This window comes from Streptomyces sp. NPDC037410 (assembly GCF_055602235.1).
Genome location: NZ_JBVJWR010000005.1, coordinates 103394 through 125518 on the forward strand (window position 1 = coordinate 103394; position 22125 = coordinate 125518).

17 protein-coding genes are annotated in these 22125 nt (G+C 73.0%); 9 read left to right on the top strand and 8 right to left on the bottom strand.

Annotation, left to right across the window (positions count from 1 at the left end; all coding sequences use genetic code 11):
* Positions 1-155: 155 nt before the first annotated feature.
* The 3 genes from ACZ7HT_RS09965 to ACZ7HT_RS09975 form a co-directional block, all read right to left on the bottom strand.
* Entirely contained in the window at positions 156-1802 is a 1647-nt protein-coding gene (locus ACZ7HT_RS09965; protein WP_471162357.1) for a long-chain fatty acid--CoA ligase, read from the bottom strand.
* 38 nt (positions 1803-1840) lie between these two features.
* The gene (locus tag ACZ7HT_RS09970; RefSeq protein WP_471162360.1) at positions 1841-2344 is read right to left on the bottom strand and encodes a hypothetical protein; all 504 of its coding nucleotides are present in this window, start codon (positions 2342-2344) and stop codon (positions 1841-1843) included.
* Positions 2345-2601: 257 nt separating this feature from the next.
* The gene (locus ACZ7HT_RS09975; protein ID WP_471162363.1) at positions 2602-3147 is read right to left on the bottom strand and encodes a hypothetical protein; all 546 of its coding nucleotides are present in this window, start codon (positions 3145-3147) and stop codon (positions 2602-2604) included.
* Between the two features lie 264 nt (positions 3148-3411).
* On the opposite strand from ACZ7HT_RS09975, the gene ACZ7HT_RS09980 reads away from it, so the two are divergent.
* Entirely contained in the window at positions 3412-4041 is a 630-nt protein-coding gene (locus ACZ7HT_RS09980; protein ID WP_471162366.1) for a TetR/AcrR family transcriptional regulator, read from the top strand.
* Positions 4038-4601, top strand: a complete 564-nt coding sequence (locus ACZ7HT_RS09985; protein ID WP_471162369.1) for a DUF1707 SHOCT-like domain-containing protein — start codon at positions 4038-4040, stop codon at positions 4599-4601. Before ACZ7HT_RS09980 ends, ACZ7HT_RS09985 begins: the two co-directional genes overlap by 4 nt.
* 22 nt (positions 4602-4623) lie before the next feature.
* Here ACZ7HT_RS09985 and ACZ7HT_RS09990 read toward each other — a convergent pair whose 3' ends face one another.
* The 4 genes from ACZ7HT_RS09990 to ACZ7HT_RS10005 all read right to left on the bottom strand — a co-directional run bounded on the left by ACZ7HT_RS09990 (position 4624) and on the right by ACZ7HT_RS10005 (position 9413).
* Positions 4624-6075 (bottom strand): carboxylesterase/lipase family protein, encoded by a 1452-nt coding sequence (locus tag ACZ7HT_RS09990; RefSeq protein WP_471162372.1) that lies wholly within the window; start codon positions 6073-6075, stop codon positions 4624-4626.
* A complete protein-coding gene (locus ACZ7HT_RS09995) occupies positions 6072-7097 on the bottom strand; it encodes an alpha/beta hydrolase (RefSeq protein ID WP_471162375.1) in 1026 nt (341 codons plus the stop codon). The genes ACZ7HT_RS09990 and ACZ7HT_RS09995 overlap by 4 nt, the downstream gene beginning before the upstream one ends.
* Positions 7098-7123: 26 nt before the next feature.
* A complete protein-coding gene (locus ACZ7HT_RS10000) occupies positions 7124-8425 on the bottom strand; it encodes an esterase/lipase family protein (protein WP_471162378.1) in 1302 nt (433 codons plus the stop codon).
* 160 nt (positions 8426-8585) lie between these two features.
* Complete coding sequence (locus tag ACZ7HT_RS10005; RefSeq protein ID WP_471162381.1) at positions 8586-9413, bottom strand: TetR/AcrR family transcriptional regulator; 828 nt, start codon at positions 9411-9413, stop codon at positions 8586-8588.
* 188 nt (positions 9414-9601) lie between these two features.
* Here ACZ7HT_RS10005 and ACZ7HT_RS10010 point away from each other — a divergent pair, with 188 nt between their 5' ends.
* From ACZ7HT_RS10010 to ACZ7HT_RS10030, 5 genes are read left to right on the top strand one after another with little or no spacing between them, the layout of a single operon-like run.
* Positions 9602-12247, top strand: coding sequence for a glycosyltransferase (locus ACZ7HT_RS10010; RefSeq protein ID WP_471162384.1), 2646 nt, complete (start codon positions 9602-9604; stop codon positions 12245-12247).
* Positions 12244-13938, top strand: coding sequence for an ArnT family glycosyltransferase (locus tag ACZ7HT_RS10015; RefSeq protein ID WP_471162387.1), 1695 nt, complete (start codon positions 12244-12246; stop codon positions 13936-13938). Before ACZ7HT_RS10010 ends, ACZ7HT_RS10015 begins: the two co-directional genes overlap by 4 nt.
* Positions 13935-15362 carry an alkaline phosphatase family protein gene (locus ACZ7HT_RS10020; protein ID WP_471162389.1) on the top strand — a complete coding sequence of 476 codons (1428 nt, stop codon included), beginning with the start codon at positions 13935-13937 and terminating at the stop codon, positions 15360-15362. The genes ACZ7HT_RS10015 and ACZ7HT_RS10020 overlap by 4 nt, the downstream gene beginning before the upstream one ends.
* A complete protein-coding gene (locus ACZ7HT_RS10025; protein ID WP_471162392.1) occupies positions 15359-16513 on the top strand; it encodes a hypothetical protein in 1155 nt (384 codons plus the stop codon). Before ACZ7HT_RS10020 ends, ACZ7HT_RS10025 begins: the two co-directional genes overlap by 4 nt.
* Positions 16510-17661, top strand: coding sequence for an endo-1,3-alpha-glucanase family glycosylhydrolase (locus ACZ7HT_RS10030; RefSeq protein WP_471162395.1), 1152 nt, complete (start codon positions 16510-16512; stop codon positions 17659-17661). Before ACZ7HT_RS10025 ends, ACZ7HT_RS10030 begins: the two co-directional genes overlap by 4 nt.
* A 7-nt stretch (positions 17662-17668) precedes the next feature.
* On the opposite strand, the gene ACZ7HT_RS10035 is transcribed toward ACZ7HT_RS10030, so the two are convergent.
* Entirely contained in the window at positions 17669-19453 is a 1785-nt protein-coding gene (locus ACZ7HT_RS10035; RefSeq protein ID WP_471162398.1) for a purple acid phosphatase family protein, read from the bottom strand.
* 300 nt (positions 19454-19753) lie between these two features.
* On the opposite strand from ACZ7HT_RS10035, the gene ACZ7HT_RS10040 reads away from it, so the two are divergent.
* Both ACZ7HT_RS10040 and ACZ7HT_RS10045 read left to right on the top strand, forming a co-directional pair.
* The gene (locus ACZ7HT_RS10040; RefSeq protein ID WP_471162401.1) at positions 19754-20908 is read left to right on the top strand and encodes a cytochrome D1 domain-containing protein; all 1155 of its coding nucleotides are present in this window, start codon (positions 19754-19756) and stop codon (positions 20906-20908) included.
* 250 nt (positions 20909-21158) lie between these two features.
* Positions 21159-22097: an alpha/beta hydrolase gene (locus ACZ7HT_RS10045; protein WP_471162404.1), complete on the top strand. Its 939-nt coding sequence runs from the start codon at positions 21159-21161 to the stop codon at positions 22095-22097.
* Positions 22098-22125 lie beyond the last annotated feature (28 nt).

The window sequence follows — 22125 nt, forward strand, 5'->3', positions numbered from 1 at the left end:
ACATGGCCGCCTGCCTCCACTAGCACCAACGTCAGCTTCTCCCCCTGCGCCGGCTCGGCACCCTACCTCCGCTCCCTCCCCCCCCCCCCCCACCCCCCCCCCCCCACCCCCCCCACCCCCACCCCCCCCCCCCCCCCCCCCCCCCCCCCCCACTTTCACTCACGCACGTCGGTCCCCGGGACCCAGACGTCCAGTGCCCCGTCCCCGTACAGCGACCGCACCGCCCGCTTGTCGTACTTGCCGACGCTGGTCTTGGGCACCGCGTCGACGAAGGACCACCGTTCCGGGATCCACCAGCGGGCCACCCGCCCGGTCAGGAACTCCCGGAGCTCGTCCCCGCCGACCCCGGCACCCGGCACCAACGACACGCAGGCCAGGGGGCGTTCCTCCCAGCGCGGGTCGGGCACGCCGACGACGACGGCTTCGAGGACGGCCGGGTGCTCGATGATCGCGTTCTCCAGCTCGATGGTGGAGATCCACTCCCCGCCGCTCTTGATGCCGTCCTTGAGCCGGTCGCTGACGACCACCCAGCCGCCCGGTTCGATCACTCCCAGGTCGCCCGTGCGCAGCCAGCCGTCGTGGAACTTCTCGTCGGCGTCCTCGGTGTTGAAGTACGAGCCGGTGACCCAGGGGCCGCGCAGCTCCAGTTCGCCCACCGACCTGCCGTCCCAGGGCTGTTCGCTGCCGTCCTCCGCGATGAGGCGCACCTCGACGAAGGGCATCACGCGGCCGCTCTTGGCGAGCCAGTCGACCTCGTCCTCGTCGGGGGTGCCGTGCGGGGGGACGGCGAAGGTGGCGAGGGGGCTGGTCTCGGTCAGTCCCCAGCCCTGCTTGAGCCGGACCCCGTAGCGCTCGTGGAGCTGCTTGAGCAGGGCGCGCGGCGGAGTCGCGCCGCCGCAGCCGGCGAGTCGTACCGCGCCGAGGTCCAGCGGGTGCTGCTCGCCGTGGTGGACCAGGCTGTTCCAGATGGTGCAGATCGCCGCGACGGCGGTGGGCCGCTCCTCGTTGATGATCCGGGCGAGGTCCGGGGTGTGCAGCTGCCGGCCGTTCATGATCAGGTCGGAGCCGGCCAGCCAGGCGGCGTAGGGCCAGCCCCAGGCGTTGGCGTGGAACATGGGCACGATCGGCAGGACGCGGTCGCCGTCGTGCATCGCGAATCCGGCGCCGGTCGAGACGCCGAGCGTGTGGAGGATGATGGAGCGGTGGCTGTAGGCCACGCCCTTGGGGTTGCCGGTGGTGCCGGTCGTGTAGCAGAGCGCCGCCGCTTCCCGTTCGTCCAGGTCGGGCCAGTCGTAGCCGGGGCTCTCGGCGGCGAGCAGCTCGTCCCAGCGGTGTACGGCGATGTGCGCGGGCAGTTCCACCTGCGGCGCGTCCCCGATGACGACGACGTGGCGTACGCGGCCCAGTCGGTCCCGCAGGGGTGTGAGCATGTCCAGGAGCGTCGCGTCGACGAGGATGACGGCGTCCTCGGCGTGCTCGACGATGTAGCCCAACTGGTCTTGATGGAGGCGCAGGTTGAGGGTGTGGAGCACCGCACCCATGCTCGGGACGGCCAGGTAGGCCACCAGGTGTTCGGGGGTGTTCCAGGCGAGTGTGGCGACCCGCTCGCCGGGTCGGACGCCGAGGCGGTCGAGTGCGGAGGCGAGCCGCTCTGCCTGGCGGGCGATGTCGGCGAAGGTCTGTAAGGACCGTGCGGTCGGCCCGTCGGCACATCGGACGACCTGGCTGTCCCCGTAGACGCGTTGTCCGTGCGCGAGGATGTCGCGAACCAGCAGCTCGCGGTCCTGCATCGTGCTCTTCATGGTGCGGCCCCTTGCGAGTGCGCGATCGGATGGCGGATTCAGCCGAGGTACTGGATTTCTCCGATCAGGGAGCTGCTGACGTGATCGTGGTCGAGCAGGTTGACGCGGGCGCTCATCTTGCCGCTGCCGGCCGCGAACTCGTAGTTGCCGCTGCCGCCGATGATCTTGAAGGTGCCGGAGGGGTAGACCATGGTGTCCGAGGTCAGCGGCGCGGTGAGGGCGTAGCTGATGTTGAGGCGGTCGCCGTTGGGCTGGGTCATCGTCGCCGTCCCCTTGATGTCGTACTTGCCGGGGATCGTCGCGGTGCACACCACCTCCTTCTGCGCCCAGGCGGCGGTGGTGACGGGCCTGCCGGTGGAGGTCCCCGTCCCGGTGACGTTGTACCCGTTGCAGCCCACGGTGTCGGGGTGCGGGGTCGCGACCACCGCGAAGTTGCTGGTGATCTGGACGGAGGGCAGGTAGGCCACGATGGGCGAGGGGCTGGTTTCGGCCGCGAAGGTGACGCCGGCCGTGCCACCGGTGATCAGTAGGGTTCCGGCCACGACTCCCGCTATGCGGGCAGACCAGTGACGTGCGATTCTAGCCATGTTCTCTCCCCCGAACGTGTGAGCACATGCTCAACTGCGCCCCCTTGAAGGGCTGTTGGGGACAGCTTCCCCGATCGGAGAGTCTTCCGTCGAGACATTCGACACGTGCGTCGCGCACGGAAAAGCGGAGCCGGCTTCGCTGTCGACGAAGCCGGCTCCGCGAGGGCGAAGAACGGCGGCGAGCCGCCTTCCACCCCTTGTACGACCCTGGGTCAGATCTGCCAGCGGAAGCCCATCGAGCCGGACAGGTTGGCGGTGACGTGCTCCTTGTCGAGCAGGTTGACCGTGGCGTTCATGGTGCCGCTTCCGACCGCCTCGTCGAAGGCGCCGTCGCCGCCGGTGATCGTGAACTTCCCGGTCGGGTAGACCGTGGTGTCCGAGGTCAGCGGCGCGTTGAGGTGGTAGGTGAAGTAGAGGTGGGAGCCGTCGGTCTGGGTGATCGTCACCTTGCCGTTGATGTCCCACTGCCCGGGAACGGTCGCCGTGCAGGCGTCCTCCGTCTGCGACCAGGTGCCGGTGCCGGTGATCCGGTTGCCGGTGACGGTCCCCGAACCGACCACCTTGTAGCCGTTACAGCCCACGGTGTCCGGGTGCGTGGTCGTGGTGACGCCGTACTTCCCCACGGCGTCGAACGGGCTCGGGCCGGGCGGCGGCGTCACGGCGGCGTTCGAGACGCCGGTCGTGCCACCGACGACCAGGGCCGCTCCGGCCATCACGCCGGCTATGCGCGCCGACCAACGACGAATCAGTGTTGCCATGTCTTCCCCCGCACTTGTCAGAATGTGACGAACTCAGGTCACTTTTAAGCCTGTTGTCGATCAGTTTCCATGATCGAAGGTCGTTCCGTCGAGTCAATTCAAGCCAATGCTTTTCACCGATCACCACCCGGCCGCCACAGGTGCTTCACAGCCGGACCGAGCGCGGCACGCATAGGGGGGTGGGGCAGGGCGAGTTGACCGGCATCGGGCTTGTTGGCAGAGTGGACAACAAGATGTCGTCCACTCTGCCGGCAGGGGAGGCTCATGGCCGCCGCACGACGACGCCGCACCCCGGACGAGGCACGCGCCGAGATCCTGGACGCGGCCACCGAACTCATCGCCCGGCACGGCCCCGACGGTGTGGGACTGCGCCGGGTCGCCGAGGCCGTCGGGGTGACCCATGGGCTCGTCACCCACTACTTCGGGACCTACCGCGCCCTGGTGCGGACCGTCCTGGAGCGCGAGAACGAACGCAAGCGGGAGCTCGTACGCGCCAGGATGCGGGCCGACGGCAGCGTGCCGTACGCGACCGGCATGACCGAGGTGCTCTTCGAGATCCTCGCCGACGAGCGGTACGTCCGGCTGTGGACCTGGTCCCAGCTGCACGGCCTGGACGACGGGGCCGCGCCCGACTCCCCCACGAACCTCTCCCGCCTCGTCGACGTGATCGAGGAGGGCGTCCGCTCGGTGCTCCCCCCGCCCGAGGGCCCCGACCGGTCCCGGATCGAACAGCTCGTCCTCCTCGCCATGTCCGGCGCGTACGGCTACGCCCTCGGCCGGCGCTACTGGCTCGCCGACCTCGGCCACGACCCCGACCGGCCCGAGCACGACACCGCCTATCGCACCGCCCTGTCCTCTGTCCTCGCCGCCTACATCGGAGGATCGACCCCATGACCCCGCACGAACTGGAGATCCTCGCCTCGGACCGTGAGCGTTCCGACGCCGAGGAGCGGCTGCGGGCCGCCGTCGAGACCGGCCGGCTGCCGCTGGCCGAGCTGGCGACGCGGCTCGACGAAGTGCACGCCTCCCGCACCCGGGGCGACCTGGAGGAGGCCTGCCGGGGCCTGCCGAGGCCCGGCCCGCGCGACGCGCTCGTAGTGGACCGGCCCCCGACCTCGGGCGGCTTCGTCGCGGGCGTGTTCGGCGGCTTCGAGCGGAAGGGCGCGTGGGTCGTGCCGCCCCGCATGACCGTCTGGTCGATGTGGGGCGGCGGCAGGATCGACCTCACGGAGGCGCGCTTCAGCGAGCAGGACACCGAGATCCGCGCCGTCGCCCTGTGGGGCGGCACCAGGATCGTCGTCCCGGAGGACATCGAGGTCGAGGTGAAGGGCTTCGGACTGTTCGGCGTCTTCGGCAAGCGCGCCGCGAAGCGGATCGGCAGGCCGGGCACACCCCGCGTCGTGATCAAGGGCCTGGCACTGTTCGGAGCGGTCGTCACCCGCACCGGGAAGTGACGGGCTCGACCGCTGGGTCCCGTCAGCGCACGCCCTCCCACAGCAGTCGTTCCCGCGCGCGGGGGTCGTCGACCGGGGTGGACTCGCCCGTGAACGTCATCGTCGTACGGGTCGTGCCGTCGTACTCCTTCCAGCCGGGGCTGCCCGTCCTCGCGAAGGAGACCCAGGCTCCGTGCACGGCGTCCGCGAGGGCCTGGGGCGGGTCGGCGCCGAGCAGCTGTCCGTACGACGGGTCGTCGAGGCGGTCGAAGACGAAGGGCAGTTCCAGCGCGTGGCAGGCGCCGAGGTCGCCGTCGAACCGCGGGGAGCGCCAGGCGAATTCGTAGAGGTACGAGCCCGGGACGGACTCGGCGAGGCGGATGGCGGGGATCCGGTAGAACCAGTCCGTGGCCACCGCGTCGAGGAGTTCGCCCGGTGTGGCGTCCGGGCGGGCGGCCCGGTAGACGGGCAGTGCTTCGTCCGGGTCGAGGCCGTAGGCCGCGGTCATGGCGCGGAGCGAGGACTCGGGGAAGACGTGGAGGCGCCGCGTCGGCACCAGGAACAGCCGGTACTCCTCGCGGTTGCTGCCGATCATCAGGTCGACGCCGCAGTCCGGGCCGGGCAGGCGAAGGCCCGGCAGGACCGGTTCGAAGGGCATCATGTTGAGCACGGCCTCGCCCCAGCGCGCCGGGTCCGGGTCGGCTCCCACCTCCGCGCGCAACTCGGCCTGTGCCGGGAGGAGTTCGGTGAGGGGGACGGCCTCGAAGGCCTCGGGTGTGGGTTCGGTCCCGAGCTTCTCCGCCAGGCGGGCCGCGATCAGCCGGGCCGACGCCGGCCGGAGGAAGTGGTGGCAGGCCCCGCTCTGCAGGATCGCCCGGTGGAACAGACCGCGGGCCGCTTCGGTGGTCAGCAGGGCGCCGATGCCCATCGCGCCCGCCGACTCTCCGAAGACCGTCACCCGGTCCGGGTCGCCGCCGAAGGAGGCGATGTTGTCCCGGACCCAGCGGAGCGCGGCGATCTGGTCGAGCAGGCCCCGGTTGTCGGGGCGGCCCGGGAGGTGCAGGAAACCGTCCGCTCCCAGGCGGTAGTTGAGCGTGACGCAGACGACGCCGTCCCGGGCGAAGGCGGCCCCGTCGTAGCCGGAAGCGGAGCCCGAGCCGTTGCTGAAGGCTCCGCCGTGCAGCCACACCATCACGGGCAGGCCGGCGCCCGGCTCCGGGGCCGGGGTCCAGACGCCGAGGTTCAGGCAGTCCTCCCCCGGGATCGCGTTCTCCGGGATGAGGGCGTCGAAGGGCGGGGCGTAGGGGGCGTGCGGTGCCGTCGGCCCGTGGGCCGTGGCGTCGCGCACCCCCGTCCAGGGCTCGGGCGGGGCGGGCTCCCGGAACCGTCGCGCGCCGAAGGGTGGAGCGGCGTACGGGATGCCGAGGAACGAGGTCACTCCGTCGGGGGAGGTCCTGCCGCGGACCTCCCCCTGCCTGGTGCGGCACACGGTCATGCCGACAGGACCTCCAGGAACGCCTTGCCGAACTCCTCGGGGCGTTCGAGGTGGACGGCGTGTCCGACGCCGGGCACGGCGACCTCGCGCACCGTGCCGCCGGCCGCCGCGTAGCGGTCGAGGACGTGGCGCGTCTGGGCCAGCATCGGCTGCGCCGGGGTGCCGTCCCAGCCGGGCACGGCGCCGATCGCGCCCAGGTGCGCCAGGTCGAACATCGAGGTGTCCGAGACGATGATGTCGTCCTCGCCCCGGATCCAGAGGACCGGCGGCTTGGGCTCGATCAGGTCCAGGTCGTCGACGCGGAAGTGGGTCGGGGCCATGCAGTTGAGGACGCCGCGGGTCCCGGGCGCGATGCCGGGCCAGGCGGTCGACGTCGTGCTGTCGCCCGGGTAGTGGTCGTCGCCGAGACGCGTGGCGAGCATGGACTCGACGTACGCGTCCTCGTGCTCGGTGTGGAAGGGCGGCTTGACGTAGCAGGTCGTCAGGACGGTGCGCGGGGAGGCCGGGGAGTCCTGGCCGCGGTCGCCCTCGGCGAGCAGCCGGACGAAGTCCGGGTTGGCCGTGCCGCCGCCGGAGCCCGCCCCGTCGGCGGAGTTGAGGGTTCCGTCCACGCCGTGGGTGCCGCCGAAGCCGTACGGGGAGACGGGGCTGACCAGGGTCAGGGAGCGCACCGCGGCCGGGTGGTCCCGCAGGTACTGCAGGACGACGCCGCCGCCCATGGACCAGCCGGCCAGGTGGGCCCGTTCGATGCCGAGGGCCGTGAGCAGCTCGTGGAGGTCGTCGGCGTAGTCCCGCAGGCCGCGGGTGGCGTCGACGGGCAGCGGGTCGGTGCCGCCGAAGCCGCGCAGGTCGACGGCGAGGGGGCGGTAGGGGGCGGGCAGCGAGGTCAGGGTGGTGTGCCAGAACGCGGAGGAGGAGACGTTGCCGTGGACGAGGACGACGGGTTCCCCCTCGGTCCTGGCCTCGGTGATCTGCTGGGTGAGCCGGCCGGTGGTGACCCGGCGGGTGTGGAGCGTGGTCATGAACGGGAGTCCTGTCCTCGGGTCCGTCAGGAGAGCCAGGTCGCGACCTGGGCGGCGGCCGCGCCGTGCCAGCCCAGTTCGAGGTGGTTGGCGGTCGCGATGGTGGCCGTGCCGCCGACGGTGGGGATGCCGGTGGTGTCGAGCGCGCTGGAGACGAAGACGACTCCGTCGCTGGGTCCGCGGTTCTCGTTGAAGATGCCGAGGACGTCTGCGGATCCGCCGGCGAGCAGGTAGGTGGTGACGGTGGCGGGGACTCCGGCGCTGTGCAGCGGGCCGATCAGCGATCCGGCGTCGATGGCGGCCTGGATGCCGGCGCCCGCTGTGTAGAAGCCCTGGCCGCCGTAGTACGTCGTGTACCAGTCCTGGGCGGAGCCGTCGACTCCGTACACGCCGTCCCAGCGGGCGAGCATCTGGCGCTGCCCCGGGTAGTTGTCCTGGCCGCCGGCCGGGGTCATCGAGAACTCGGGGTGCGCGGTGTAGAGGCCGTAGCAGGTCATGTGGGAGTGCGGGGAGGGCGCGTTGACCGTACCGCCGCACTCCGGCCAGAGGGAGAAGTCATGGGCCCAGCCGTGGGCGTACGGGTAGTCGTAGCCGCCGTTCGGACCGCCCAGGGTGATGAGGCGGCGGACGTCGCCGGCGTACGGGCGCCCCCAGGCGGGCTTCAGGGAGGAGACGTACGCGCGGGTCGACATCTGGCCCTTGCTCCAGCCGACGAGGTCGACCTTGTCGACGCCGAGCTTCGCCTTGACGACGGCGATCGCGTCGCCGACGGTCTGCGCCTGCATGAGGTTGTCGCCCTGCTTGTGCGCGAAGCCGACGGCGAAGACGCGGTGGCCGCGTCCGGCGAGGTACTGCATGAGTCCGGTGGACGGGCAGGAGGCGGTGCCGCAGCCGTAGCCGCCCGATTCGCCGGGGTTGGCCCAGGCGCGGTCCGCGGTGTCGTTCGCCCCGTGCACGAGGAGGACGGGGGTGGTGCGGCTGCCGGTGTTCCAGCCGGGGGCCGAGTACAGCAGGAACCGGGCGGAGGAGGGCCGGGAGACGCCGCCGAAGTACGTGACGCGCTTGCCGTCCTGGTCGCCGCGGCCGTCCGCCGGGTAGCCCTCGGTGCGGAATCCGCTGGTCGTGTCGAGGTAGCGCTCGACCTTCTCCCAGCCGTTGGTGACGGTCCCGGCTCCGTAGGCCGCCTCCAGGGTGAGGTACGGGGGCGGCGTGGCGGCGGTCGCGGGCGGGGCCGTCAGGGCGGCCGCGAGGACCCCCGCCACCGCGAGGACCCGGGCTGCGCGCCGTCGCCACGGGCGCGGTCCAGGGCTCCGTCTGTCGTCGGCCATGCTCCGGCCTCCCCCACTCGTGCGCCCTCGGCGCGTCCTCCCGGTGCCCGTCCTGGTACCGGGAGCTGCACAGGTTAGGCGGGCGGGAGGTCAGTGGGGCATGTGGTCACACCACACAAAGCGATAGGTGGGCGTGGGGGGTTCCTACACGGTGTCGGTGTCAGGCCTTGTCGTCGTCGCCGTCCTGTACGGGGCCCTCCTTCTCCGCGCGCGCCTCGTGCGCCGGCTTCTCCGCGCGCGCCGCGTACGCCGCCAGGATGCCGTCGAGCAGCGCGTCGAGGCCGTCGGTGAGCTCCTGGTAGCCGCCCTTCTCCGCCATGGCGGGCGCGGTCTCGCGCAGCCGGGGAAGCTCGCGGGCCGGCATCAGGTGCAGGCCCAGGCGGAACGCGGGGTCGGGCTCGTCGGGGTTCTCGACCATGGCCCGGAGGTCGCTGAAGATGTAGCCGAGCACCCATCCGGTGACCGCCCGGTAGGCGGTGACGACGCCCTGTTCGTCGAGCCCGGCGCGGTCGAGGAGGGTCAGGACGCGCTCGTGGGCCTGGAGGACGGCGAGGGGGCGGCGGGCCAGCGGGACGGCGAGCAGCCGGGTGGCGAGCAGGGGCACGACGTGCGGGTGGGCGAGGGCGATCCGGTACAGGGCGCAGGCGCCGCGGAGGAGCTCGGCACGCCATGCGGGCAGGTCGGCCGCCTGGCCGAGGGGGGCGGGCTCCTCGTGGGCGAGGTCCTCGTACAGCTCGGTGTAGAGCTGCTCGACGAGACCGTCCAGGAGCGCGTCCTTGCTGGGGGCGTAGCGGTACAGCGCCATGGCCTCGACGTCGAGCTCGGCGGCGACCCGCCGCATGCTCAGGGCGGACAGGCCCTCGTGGTCCACCAGGTCGAGGGCGGCGGCGAGCACCCGTTCGCGGCTCAGCCGGCGCCGGCCGCGGCGGCGCTCCGTGGCGTGGCCGACGTCCACCTTCCTGCGGTCGGGCTGGGTGCTGCTGGCCATGGCACGCCTCCGGGCTCATTGTCGCGCTGCGACTGCTCCCGACTATATCCGAATGATCCCTAATCCATACGTTTACCCCGTAAGTGGACATTCATTGACAGGTAGGACACTTCGGCGCAATATGTATGTTTAAAACGTAGACGTACGGCGACAGCACAGCTGCCCGGACCCCGCTGGAGGCCGCTGACATGGACGGCAACCGCATCTCCCGCACCGAGTGCTCCGAGCTCAACGGCCCGCACACGCTCGTCCGGCCCCGTCTCACCCTCGTCGTCCCGACGCGCAACGAGCGTGAATCCGTACCGCTGCTGCTGCGCGCCCTGGAACCGGCCTTCGACGGTCTGCCCGTCGAGATCCTGTTCGTCGACGACAGCGACGACGACACGCCGGAGACGGCCGCTCGGCACGCGCGGGACTGCCGGATGCCGGTCCGCATGCTCCACCGGGAGAAGGGCGCCCGGGAGGGCGGCCTCGCGGGAGCCGTCCTCGCGGGCGCGCGCCACGCCCGGGGCGCGTGGGTCCTGGTCATGGACGCCGACCTCCAGCACCCGCCGGAGGCGGCCGCCGCGCTCGCCCGCACCGCCCTGGGCCACGGCGTCGACATCGTCGTCGGCACGCGCTACGCGGGATCCGGTTCGACCGGTGACGGCCTCGACGGGCCGGTCCGCCGGCTCGTCTCCAAGGGCAGCACGCTCGTCACCAAGGCGGTCTTCCCGCACCGTCTCGCCGGCGTCAGCGACCCCATGAGCGGGCTCTTCGCCTTCCGCACCGCCGCGATCGACCTGGACCGGCTCAGCCCCCTCGGCTTCAAGGTCCTCCTCGAACTGCTCGTGAGGCACCCCGGCGCCCGCGTGGCCGAGGTCTCCTACCGCTTCGCGCCCCGCGCGGCCGGCACCTCCAAGGCCTCGCTGCGCGAAGGGCTGCGGTTCCTGCGGCACCTGGCCCGGCTGCGCAGGCCCGGGGCCGCGGGCCGCGCCGCGTCAGGCCGCCACGCGGTACCGGGCAGCCCCGGCATGGGCGCCACCGCCCGGTTCCTGGCCTTCGGGCTCGTCGGCCTCAGCGGCATCGCCGTCAACACCGCCGCGCTGTGGTTCTTCCACACCGTCGCCGGGATCCAGCACCTCGTCAGCGCCACGCTCGCCACCCAGGTGTCGTCCCTGTGGAACTTCGCCCTCCTGGAGACGCTCGTCTACCGCGGCGGCCGGGGCGGCGGCCGGCGCGCGGTCCTCATGCGCGGCATCGCCTTCCTCGCCCTGAACAACCTGCTGCTGCTCGGCCGGCTGCCCTTCCTGGAGTGGCTGCTCCACACCGGCATGGGCCTGCTCACGGCGAACGTCCTCAGCCTCGTGGCGCTGTTCGTGGCCCGGTTCCTCTTCAGCGACCTGATCATCTACCGGGGTCCCCGTGACCACGGAGCCCGCCGCGACCCCGTCCGCGTGCTCGTCGCCCCCGGCTCCGTCCCTCCCGGAGCCCCGAAGCCCACCGCCACCGGGCAGGCCGCCGCGACGGCCGCCGCCCCCGCCGTCGCCTCCCCGGAGCCCAAGCCCCCCGCCGGCCACCCCAAGCGCCCCCGGTACCTCACCTACCGGTACGACATCGCCGGCACCGTCACCATCGGCTCCCAGATCCGCCTGCCCGAGCTGGAGTTCTTCCGCGCCCAGTGGGTGCCGCCCGACTCCTGCGACATCACGGTCCGCGTCGGCGACGTCGGCCGCCGGTTCCCCCGCCACCGCGCGGTCATGACCGAGATCCCCGGCCGCGGCGCACCACAGCCCACCACCGTGCAGTACGAGGAGCAGCTCGGCCGCCTCGGCGCCAACTTCCGCGTCGACATCGGCGACCCCATCGCCGTCCTCGTCAGCCCCCTCCTGGCCCGCTCCCCGCACGTCGTCTACACCAACGTCCTGGAGGCGCTGCTCCGCTTCGTGCTCGTCGCCCGCGGCCGGATGCTCCTGCACTCCGCCTGCGTCGAGCTGGGCGGCACGGGCGTGATGCTCTCCGCGCTGACCGACACCGGGAAGACGTCCACCGTCCTGCGGCTGCTCAGCGAGCACGACGGACGGTTCCTGTCGGACGACATGACCGTCGTCGACGCCCACGGCAACGCCCTGTGCTTCCCCAAGCCGCTCACCATCAGCGCGCACACCCTGCACGCCGTGCGCTCCGACGACCTGACCCCGCACGAATGGCACCGGCTGCAGCGGCAGAGCCGCCTGCACTCCAAGGAAGGCCGTTCCTTCGCCTTCACCCTCGCCCGCCACAACCTGCCCATCATGGGCATCAACGCGGTCACGCAGATCCTCGTGCCTCCGCCGAAGTACGCCGTCGACCGGCTCGTGTCCTGCCGGCTGACCAGCGCCGTCAAGGTGACCGAGCTGTTCGTCATCGAGCGCGGCGCGCCCCGGCTGAGCGACCTCGGCCACGAGGACACCGTCAGCCGGCTGCTCGTCAACACCGAGGACGCGTACGGCTTCCCGCCGTTCCGGTACTTCGCCCCCGCCATCACGGTCGCCGGGCTCGACCACGCCCAGCTGCGCAGCCGTGAGCGCGAGGTCCTGACCGGCTTCCTCTCCGGCGTGCGGTCCCGTGTGCTGGCCTCCGACCACTTCGGCTGGGCCGACGAGATACCCCGGCTGCTCGCCGCGGACCGGCCGGCGACCAACGGCCGCCCGGTCCCCGCGGCCGACGGGCACGCGTGGCCGCACTGGGAGCCGGAGGCACCCCAGAGCACACCGCCCCTGCCGATACGCTCCGGCGTCCTGCCCCCGTACACCGCCCTCCGGTCCGACTCCGGCGCGTCCCGCGAGAACGACGCCGGCGGGAGGACGCCATGATCCGCCCCGCGTTCTCCCCCTCGGACACCACGGACGCCGCCACCGGCCCACGGCTCACCGGCGGCAGCCCGCCGACGACGGCCGCGACCCCGGCCCGCCGTGACCCCCGCGAGGACCGCGGGCGCCGCGCCGCCCACTGGGCCGTGCGCAGCGCCCTGCCGCTCACCGCCATCCTCGCCCTGGCCACGTTCCTGCGGTTCTGGCAGCTCACCGAGACCGGCTTCAACAGCGACGAGGCCGTCTACACCGGCACCGCCGCCTCCCTCGCCGGCGACCCGGCCATGCAGGCCGTGTTCCCCGTCTTCCGTGCCCACCCCGTGCTGTTCACCGGCCTCCTGTCGCTGTTCCTGCGCGGCGGCACCGACGACTTCACCGCGCGCGCCGTCGCCGCCGCGATCGGCGTCGTGACCGTCGCCGTCACCTACCTCCTCGCCCGGAGGCTGTACGGCCGCACGGCGGGCCTCGCGGCGGCGCTGCTGCTCGCCGTCATGCCGTACCACGTGGTGGTGACCCGCCAGGTGCTGCTCGACGGGCTGATGACGCTCTGCGCCACGGTCGCGCTGTACTGCGTCGTGCGGTACGTGCAGAGCGGCCTCGAAGGACTGCCCTGGCTGCTCGGCGCCGCGGGGGCGCTGGGCGCCGCGACGCTCTCCAAGGAGACGGCGCTGGTCCTGGTCTGCGGCCTGTACGTCTTCTTCGTGCTGTGCCGCTCGGTGCGGATGCCGCTGCGGCACGCGCTCCTCGCCACGGGCGTCCTCGCCCTCGTCGTCGCCGCCTTCCCGCTCGCGGTGTCGCTGGCCGGGCACCGCACCACGGGACAGAACTACCTGCAGTGGCAGCTGTTCCGACGCGCCAACCACTCGATGGGCTTCTACACGGTCACCGTGCCGCAGGCCGTCGGCTGGGTCACGCTCGCGGCCGCCCTGGCCGGCCTGGTCCTGCTGCGGCGCCGCAACGGCTGGCGCGAGGGTCTGCTGCTGTGCTGGATCGCGGCTCCGGTGCTGTTCTTCACCCTGTGGCCCGTGAAGGGCTTCCCCTACCTCCTTGCGATCACTCCGCCGCTCGCGGTGCTCGCCGGCCGCGCGCTGAGCGCCCTCGCCGAACTCCGGCCGCGGCCCGGCCGGCTGCGGTCGGGCGGGAAGCTGCCGAGCGGCCGCCTGCGGCTGCGGCCCGGCCCCCTGGCCGCCGCCTGCGCCGTCCTCGTCGCGCTCGCCGTCGCGGCCTCCCTCGCCGTCTCCTCGGCGAACCGCATCACCGCCGCCCCGAACGGAAAGTTCCTCGCGGGTTCCGGCGGTCTGCCGGGCGGCCGCGAGGCCGGCCAGTGGGTGCGCGCGCACGTGCCCTCCGGGGCGCAGCTGCTCGCCGCCGGCCCCTCGACCGCCAATGTGCTCCAGTTCTACGGGGGCAAGCCCGTCTCGGCGCTTTCGGTGAGCGTCAACCGGCTCCACCGCAACCCCTCGTACACGCCGGTGCCCAACCCCGACCGCGCGCTGCGGGACGGCGAGTTCCAGTACCTCGTCTGGGACTCGTACACCTCCCACCGCGCCCCCTTCTACGGCGAGAAGATCCGGCAACTGGTGGAGAAGTACCACGGCACGGCCGTCTACACCTCCGCCCTCAAGATCCCCACGTCGTCCGCCGACCCGACGCCCACTCCGGTCTTCGTCATCTACCAGGTGCGTGTGCCATGAAGTCGCCGACCGTCCGTCTGCTGGCAGCGCTGGCCGGCGCGGCGCTGCTGCTCGGCCCCACCACGGCCGCGGCCGCCACCGATCCCGACCCGGCCGCCGGGACCGGCACCGCCGCCGAGCACCGCGCGACCACCCCGATCCGGCACTTCGTCTACCTGATGCAGGGCCCCCGTACCTTCGACAACTACTTCGGCACGTATCCCGGGGCGGACGGGATCCCCGCCGGCACCTGCCAGCCGCGCGTCGTCGGCGGCCCCGCCGCCGACTGCGTGAAGCCGTACGCCCTGCACGACCGCGCGCCCGCGCCGCTCTCCCCGAGCCGGAGCATCATCGCCGCGCAGATCAACGGCGGGCGCATGGACGGCTTCGTCTCCGCGTACACCACGCAGGGCCGGGACGGCACGCCCGCCATGGGCCACTACGACGCCCGGGACTTGCCGTTCTCCTGGGCCGCCGCCCAGCGCTACGTGCTCTTCGACCGGTTCTTCTCGTCTGTCCCGTACGGCACCGCCGCCGAACGCTCCTACTGGGTCTCGGGGTCCGCCCCCGCGGCCGCGGCCGACGGCCCCACCATCTTCGACCGGCTCCAACAGGCGGGCGTCAGCTGGAAGTTCTACGTCGAGGACTACCGGCCCACCGAGAACTTCCGGTCCCCCGGCGCGACCCAGCAGGTGCGCGTCCCGCTGCTCGGGCACGCCCGCTTCGTCGACGACCCCGCCCTCGCCTCGCACATCGTGGACCTGGACCAGTACTACCGCGACCTCGACAACGGCACCCTGCCGTCGGTGGCGTACATCGCGGGCACCGGTTCCTCCGAGACCTCCGCGCGGTCCGTCGCCCCCGGCCAGAAGCTCATCCGCTCGCTGGCCACCCAGCTCGCCCTCAGCCGGTATTGGGACAGCTCGGCCCTGCTGTGGAGCTACGACGGCTCCGGCGGCTGGTACGACCACGTGGCCCCGCCGGCCGCCGCCGACGGCCCGCGCGGTCTGCGCGTACCGGCCGTCCTGGTCAGCCCGTACGCGCCGGCCGGGCGCGTCGACCACCAGGTGCTCGACTCGTCGTCGGCGCTGCGGTTCATCGAGGACAACTGGAACCTGCGGCCGCTCGGCGGGCGGGACGCCTCCGCCACCGGCCTGGCCGCCGCCTTCGACTTCTCCGCCGCTCCACGGCCCCCCGAAGTCCTCGCCGTCCCCACCGCGCGGCCGGTCGTGCGGCCGGTGAACGCGACCCCCGTGTACGGGATCTACGGCGGGGCGCTGGGCGCGGCCGCGCTGATCGTCGCCGGCACCGTGCTCGCCGCCCGCAGGCGCTCCGCCGCGACGACGGCCGCCAGGGGACCCGCCGAGCCGGCCGAGACGGGACCCGCCGAGCCGACCGAGACGCCCGAGGAGCCGTCCAGGACGCCGGAAGGGAGCACGCCGTGAACCGCCGTACCGCCCGCCGGCACCTCGTCTCCCTCCTCGCCCTGCTCGCCGCTCTGCTGCTCGCCGCCGCCGGGCCCGCCGTGCACGGCCACGCCACCGCCGGCACCACCCGCCCGCACGCCGGCGCCCCGCCCGTGACGGTCACCTTCCGCACCGTCCCGGCCGTGCCCGGGGTCCGTCTGGTGTTCGCCGGCGCCACCCTCGTCACGGGCGCGGACGGCACCGCCACGTACACCGGCGCCCACAGCGCGGCCCCCCAGTCGCTGCGGCTGCTCGACACCTCCGTCGACACCCCGGACGCCCGCTACCGCTTCACCCGCTGGGCCGGGCAGCGCGACCCCGACGGGACGTTCCGCACCCGGGTCGACGGGCTGCCGCTGCGCGCCGACTACACCGTCACGGCCGGGTTCACCGCGCAGTACCCCGTGACGGTCTCGTTCGCCGACCAGCACGGCACGGCCCTGGACCCGTCCCTGGTCTCCTCGGTGAAGGTCAGGGGCTCCGACGCCCGCACCTCCGACCTGTCCGTCACCGGCACGACGTGGCTGGCCGGCGTCGTGCCCGTCTTCCGCGACAGCCGCCTGACGCCCGTCCCGGTCGACTACACCCTGCGGAGCCTCGTCTACGACGGCGCCGAGATCGCCGACGCCGGGCGGCAGAGCTTCCGGCCGGGGCCCGACCGGCACCTGACGCTCACCGGCAACTTCCACGACCTGACGGTCACCGCCCACGACGCGCTGTTCGGCTACGGCACGGGCCAGAAGGCCACCGTCACCGGCCCCGGCGGCAAGACGTACACCGTGCCGCTCGGGCCCGACCACACCGCCGTCCTGACCCACCTGCCGCGCGGCCGCTACACCGTCGACGTCAACGCCCCCGGTGGGGCCACGAGCCCGCGCGAGATCCAGCTGTCCCAGGCCGTCACCGCCGACGTCACCGTGGTCGGCCTGGCCGACATGCTCGTCCTCGGCGGTGCCGCCGTGCTGCTCGTCGGGCTGCCGATCGCGATCCGGCTCGGTCTCCGGCGCCGGGCCCGCCGCACCGCCGCGGACCCGGCGCCCGACACCGGGACGACGGAAGAGCGCGTGGCACCGCGGCGACCGGAGCCGTCGGGGAGTTCCGGGAGCCCTCCCGGGGCGGCGGCCAGATGAGGCTGTTCTGGGCGCTCCTCGCCGCGCTCGCGCTCTGCCTGCCGGGCGCCGCCGCCCCCGGCCCCCCGCCCGCCGCCCCCGCGGGCGACCCGTCCGCTCCGCCGCTCCTCGCGTACTACTACCAGTGGTTCAGCGCCGGTTCCTGGCAGCGGGCCAAGACCGACCTTCCGCTCGCGGGCCCGTACTCCAGCGACGACACGCAGGTGATCGACCGCCAGATCGCCGAGGCCCAGTCCGCGGGGATCGACGGCTTCGTCGTCGGGTGGAAGCAGGGCACCGTGAACGACCGGCGGCTTCGCAAGCTCGTCGACGCCGCCGAGGCCAGGCACTTCAAGCTCGCCATGATCTACCAGAGCCTGGACTTCCACCGCCGCCCGCTGTCCGTCGCGCAGGTCGCCGCCGACTTCCGGTACTTCCGCGACCACTTCGCCGACAGCCCGGCGATGCTGCGCGTCGGCGGCCGTCCGCTGACCGTCTGGAGCGGCACCTGGCGGTACGCGCACGACGACGTCGCCCGCGTCACCTCCCCCGTCCGCGGCGACCTGCTGGTCCTGGCCAGCGAGAAGAACGTCGACGGCTACCGCCGGATCGCCGACGTCACCGACGGAGACGCCTACTACTGGTCCTCCGCCGACCCGCATGCCACCCCCGGCTACGCCGCCAAACTCGTGGACATGGCCCGGGCCGTGCACGCCGACCACAAGATCTGGCTGGCTCCCTGCGCGCCCGGCTTCGACGCCCGGCTCGTCGGGGGCACCAAGCCCGTCCCGCGACGTGACGGTGCGACCCTGACCGCCGAGTACACCGCCGCGCTCCGCTCCGCGCCGGACGCGATCGGCCTGATCAGCTGGAACGAGTTCTCCGAGAACACCTATGTCGAGCCGTCCCGGGCCTACGGGGACCGCTACCTCCGGGTGCTGCGCGACCTGCGGGGCGTCCAGACGACGACCGCCGCGTCCCGGATCGACCCCTCCGGGTCCGGGGACGTCCCCCGCCGGTCCGCCGGGGCCGACCCCTCGCGCGCCTACTGGGCGTTCGCCGGCCTGGCCGCGCCCATGCTGCTGATCACCCCGCTCGCGGTGCGCCGCCTGCGCGCCGGGCGCAAAAGCGGGCCCGCCCCCGCCGAGGGGCGGGAGACGGGCCCTTGACGAGCGGTCAGCAGGTCACCGGAGTGGTCGTCCCGGCGGTGTTCCCGGCCAGGTCGCGCGCCCTGACCTCGTAGCTGTACGAAGCCGGGCACACGGCCGTCTTGTCGCTGAAGGTGCGCACCTCGCGCGGGACGGTCGCCATGTACGTCCCGTCGCGGTAGACGTCGTACGTGGCGAGCTGGCGGTCGTCGGTGGACGCGCCCCACGTCAGCTTCATGGTGGTGGAGGCGGGGCGGGTCACCGTCAGCGGGGTCGGCGCCGTCGGCGCGGTGCCGTCGGCGGTGAAGTCGTAGGTCTGCGCGTCGAACTGGTTGCCGAGGGAGTCCGTCGGCGTGACCGTCAGCGTCGAGCCGTTGACCGAGACCAGCAGGAAGTGGTGCACATTGGCGTCGGCCGCGGGGATCGGCATCGAGGTGGGGCAGCGCTTGCCGACGTTGGAGCTGTACGACCAGCCGCGGGCGTACGCGTCCGTCGGGTCGCAGCCGTGGCCGCCGACCGAGCTGAGCTTGGCGCCGCCGCCACCGGTCACGTAGCTCGGCACGCCGCCGGGCGGGGCGACGTTGCGCTGGTAGATGTGCGAGTGGCCGTTGAAGACCAGGTTCACGCCGTTGTCGTGGAGCAGCTGCTCCAGGGTGTCGGTGCTGCCCGGGTTGTTCTTCAGGTACTCGTCGTCCGGCTCGGTCGGGTCGTCGGAGCGCAGCGGGAAGTGGAACGCGGCCACCTTGACGCCGCCCGGGTGCGCGGCCAGGTCCTGCTGGAGCCACTGGTACTCGGCCGCGGTCGTCGCCCAGTGGGCGGCGGCGTCCACCTGGTAGATGGCGCAGTGGTCGGTGCCCTCGCAGTTGTTGCCGTCGGCGGTGCCGGTGTTGCTGTCGCTCCAGGACGCGTCGAGCACGTAGAACCGGACCCCGCCGCTGGTGAAGGCGTAGTACGTCGTCGGGTAGCTCGCCGGGGTGCTGCCGAAGAACGACGGGTAGCTGACCTGGGAGTAGACGCCGTTGGAGGCCGCGGTGACGGCGCTCTCCGGCCAGGTCGGCAGGAGGGTCGTGTTGCGGCCGTGGTTGCCGTTGGTGGCGAACATCGGAATCTTCTGGCCGGGAGCGGCGTAGTACTCGGGCGCGAAGACCCCGCTGATGTTGACGCCGGACTGCTGGAGGTCGCCGTAGTTGGTCTGGCTGCCGCTGGGGTACGCCACGTCGCCGGTGGAGAGCGTGAAGCGGGCGCCGCTGGCGGCGAGGCGCGCCAGCACGTTGGCCTGGTCCTGGTTGACCGCGCCGCTGTTGACGCCGTTGCTGGTGGTGTCGCCCCAGTCGCCGAGCACGGCGAACGTGAAGGGCGTGGTCGAGCCGTCCGGCACCATCGTGCTGAACTCGGGCGAGGGGTTGGTGCCGAGCAGGTCGATGGGCGTGACGTCGCCGGTGTAGACCCGGTAGCAGTACGGGGTGTCGGGGCTGAGGTTCGGCACGGTCACCGAGTTGGTGTACCGGGTCTGGCCGTTGACGGTGATGGTGGTGCCGAGGACGGCGGACGTGACCGAGTTCGCCGTGCAGTCGCCGAGCGGGCCCCACTTCACGGTCTGCCGGCTGCGGGTGGTGGTCGCCCACGTCACGCGGACGGAGGTGGGCGTCAGGTCCGTCAGGTAGGGGGCCCGGGTGAGGACCGGCGAGGCGCCGGGCAGGTCGGCATGGGCGGCTGTGGGCACGCCGAGGGCCGCCGACAGTGCGCCGAGCGCCACGGCGGCGCCGGCGAGATGGAGGCCGCGGCGTCTTCCGCCGGATGCGAGCACAGGCATGGCACGGGTCCTTTCAGCCTCCGCTGCGGCCGGTCGAGTGCGTCGGCCAGGAGACGGGTGGACGGAGGCACCCTCGGGAACGTAGGCGCGGCCGGGGGCCGGGAGGGTCCGGCGCGGCCGGACCGCGCCCTCCCGGCCGCCGCATTCACCCGGTCGGAGGCCGGTGGTGTCGGCCGGCCGGGCGACACGGCGTGTCCTTCGGTCTCGCCTCCCGCGCGGTACGGGAAGAAGGGGACAGACCCATGCGCTCCCGCACCCGTCCCGGGGGTCGCCCGATCGCCGCTCCCTTGGAGGCCCCCCGTGCCGGCACGCGACTCTTCCTCAGCCACCCGACGCCGGTCCGCCGGATGGCTGCGCGCGGCGCTGGCCGTCGCGGCCGTCGCCGCTTCGACGGCCGCCGCGCCCGTGACCCCCGCGGCGGCGACGCCGCCGCATGACGACGGGTCGGCGGCCGACCGCGCCTACGTGGCCAACACGACCGCAAGGACGGTGTCGTTCCTCGACACCGACGACCGGACCGTCACCCACACGGTGAGCGTGCCGTCCGGCGCGGCCGACGTGGCCGTCTCCCGGCAGCGGCACCGCGCCTATGTGACCGGCGGCAGCGGCTCGCACACCGTCAGCGTCATCGACACCGTGCGGGCCAGGGTGGTCCGAACGATCCAGGTCGGCAACCGGCCCGAGGGGGTCGCGGTCAGCCGCGACGGCCGGCGCGCCTACGTCACCAACGCGGACTCCGGCACCGTCTCGGTCATCGACACGCACCGCGACCGGGTCGTGCGCACGCTGCGGGTCGGCACCTTCCCGAAGGGCGTGGCGGTCTCCCCGGACGGGCGCCGCGTCTACGTCGCCAACCTGCTGTCGGGCAGCGTGTCGGTGATCGACGCCTTCCCCGGCCGGGTCGCGGCGACCGTGCCGCTGGGCAGCAACACGGCCCCGTACGGCACCCGTACCGCCGCCTATGACGTGGCCGTCAGTCCGGACGGCACCCTGGCGTACGTGAGCACGGGCAACGGCACCGACTTCGTGTCCGTCCTCGACACCCGCGCGGCCACCGTCCTCGACGCCGTGCCGATCGAGGAGGGCGCGGAGTCGCTGGCCGTGGCGCCCGACGGCACGTCGGTGTACGTGACCTCCGGCTTCGGCAACGACAGGGTGTCGGTCATCGACACCGAGGTCGGCGAGGTGGCGCGTACCTTCCGCGTTCCCGGCGGCTCGGAGGGCCTCGCCCTCGGCTACGAGGGGCAGCAGCTGTACGTCGCCACGGGTCTCGGCTCGCAGTCCACGGTGTACGTCGACACCGAGACCGACCGGGTCATGGGCTCGACGACGGTCGGCGCGGGACCGATGAGCGTGGCCGTCGAGTCGGAGCCGGAGCCGGTGTCCCCGCGGGCCGGCACCAAGCAGCACCGCGTGCACTGGAAGACGGCGGGGAAGGAGACCGGCACGCGCTGACGGGACGCGACGGGGCCATGGCGGCCGCGCGGGGTGACGCCTCTAGTCTGTTGATCATCTCTAGTCGGCCAGACCATGCCAAGGTCCCTGCATGCGGAGCGCTCCCGTGACCACTCCCTCCACTCCCCCCGCCGAGCGATCGATACCGTCTCCTGGCCCGGACCGCATACCGGAAGGGTCAGGACCCGCGGTCGCGGGGACGGAACCTTCGCCCGGGTGGCGCGGGCTCCTCGATCCCGATTCGCTCCTGGTGGCCGACTTCCTGGCCGAGCTGCTCCCCCAGCCCCTGCACACCCTCGGGCTTGAGGGCGTACGGAAGTTCACGACCCCGCTGCCTCCGCCCCGACGCGCCCAGGTCGCGTCCGTGACGGAAGAGGACGCGACCTGGACCGGGCCGGCCGGGGAGCTCCACTCCGTGCCGGTTCGCGTCTACCGGCCGCACGCGCCTGGCACGGGGTCCGCCGGACTGCCCTGCCTGCTGTATCTCCACGGCGGGGGCTTCACCGTCGGCAGCCTGGACGGCGTCGACGAAGTGTGCCGTCTCTTCAGCCGCGACGCGGAGTGCGTCGTGGTCTCGGTCGACTACCGGCTGGCCCCCGAGCACCCGTTCCCCGCCGCCGTCGACGACACCAGGGCGGCCCACGCCTGGCTCGTCGAGAACGCGGCGGCCCTCGGCATCGACGGCCACCGCATCGCGGTCGGCGGCGACTCGGCCGGCGGAGGTCTGGCAGCAGCGCTCTGCCTGGACCTGCTCAGCCGCGGACTTCCTCAGCCGGCGCTCCAGGTCCTCGTCTACCCGGCGGTGGACGACTCCTTCGAGCACCCGTCCTGGACCGAGTTCGCAGACGCCCCCATGTTGGGGACCGCCGACGCGCAGTGGTTTCTGCGCCAGTACCTCGGCGAAGGCGGCGTGGCGCCCAGCCCGCTCCTGAGCCCCCTCCAGGCTCCGACCCTGGCCGGTCTCGCCCCCGCCCACGTCATCACCGCGGAAGTGGACTGCATGCGCGACGACGCGGAGGCGTACGCGCGACGGCTGGAGGCAGAAGGCGTCCCGGTGCGGCACCGCCGCTATTCAGGGGTGTTCCACGGGTTCTTCACCGCGGTCGGCGCCTTCGGCAAGACCACCGAAGCCGTCACGGACGCCTGCGCCACCCTTCGTGCAGTCTTCACCGCCGGCGCCCTCCCGTAAGGGGCGTGCCATGGCGGCCGGGCGCATG

What these genes read in the sequence shown, in the direction of transcription:
- ACZ7HT_RS09965 (WP_471162357.1), bottom strand. Translation starts at nt 1,802, where the DNA reads ATGAAGAGCACGATGCAGGACCGCGAGCTGCTGGTTCGCGACATCCTC.
- ACZ7HT_RS09975 (WP_471162363.1), bottom strand. Translation starts at nt 3,147, where the DNA reads ATGGCAACACTGATTCGTCGTTGGTCGGCGCGCATAGCCGGCGTGATG.
- ACZ7HT_RS09980 (WP_471162366.1), top strand. Translation starts at nt 3,412, where the DNA reads ATGGCCGCCGCACGACGACGCCGCACCCCGGACGAGGCACGCGCCGAG.
- ACZ7HT_RS09985 (WP_471162369.1), top strand. Translation starts at nt 4,038, where the DNA reads ATGACCCCGCACGAACTGGAGATCCTCGCCTCGGACCGTGAGCGTTCC.
- ACZ7HT_RS09990 (WP_471162372.1), bottom strand. Translation starts at nt 6,075, where the DNA reads ATGACCGTGTGCCGCACCAGGCAGGGGGAGGTCCGCGGCAGGACCTCC.
- ACZ7HT_RS09995 (WP_471162375.1), bottom strand. Translation starts at nt 7,097, where the DNA reads ATGACCACGCTCCACACCCGCCGGGTCACCACCGGCCGGCTCACCCAG.
- ACZ7HT_RS10000 (WP_471162378.1), bottom strand. Translation starts at nt 8,425, where the DNA reads ATGGCCGACGACAGACGGAGCCCTGGACCGCGCCCGTGGCGACGGCGC.
- ACZ7HT_RS10005 (WP_471162381.1), bottom strand. Translation starts at nt 9,413, where the DNA reads ATGGCCAGCAGCACCCAGCCCGACCGCAGGAAGGTGGACGTCGGCCAC.
- ACZ7HT_RS10010 (WP_471162384.1), top strand. Translation starts at nt 9,602, where the DNA reads ATGGACGGCAACCGCATCTCCCGCACCGAGTGCTCCGAGCTCAACGGC.
- ACZ7HT_RS10015 (WP_471162387.1), top strand. Translation starts at nt 12,244, where the DNA reads ATGATCCGCCCCGCGTTCTCCCCCTCGGACACCACGGACGCCGCCACC.
- ACZ7HT_RS10020 (WP_471162389.1), top strand. Translation starts at nt 13,935, where the DNA reads ATGAAGTCGCCGACCGTCCGTCTGCTGGCAGCGCTGGCCGGCGCGGCG.
- ACZ7HT_RS10030 (WP_471162395.1), top strand. Translation starts at nt 16,510, where the DNA reads ATGAGGCTGTTCTGGGCGCTCCTCGCCGCGCTCGCGCTCTGCCTGCCG.
- ACZ7HT_RS10035 (WP_471162398.1), bottom strand. Translation starts at nt 19,453, where the DNA reads ATGCCTGTGCTCGCATCCGGCGGAAGACGCCGCGGCCTCCATCTCGCC.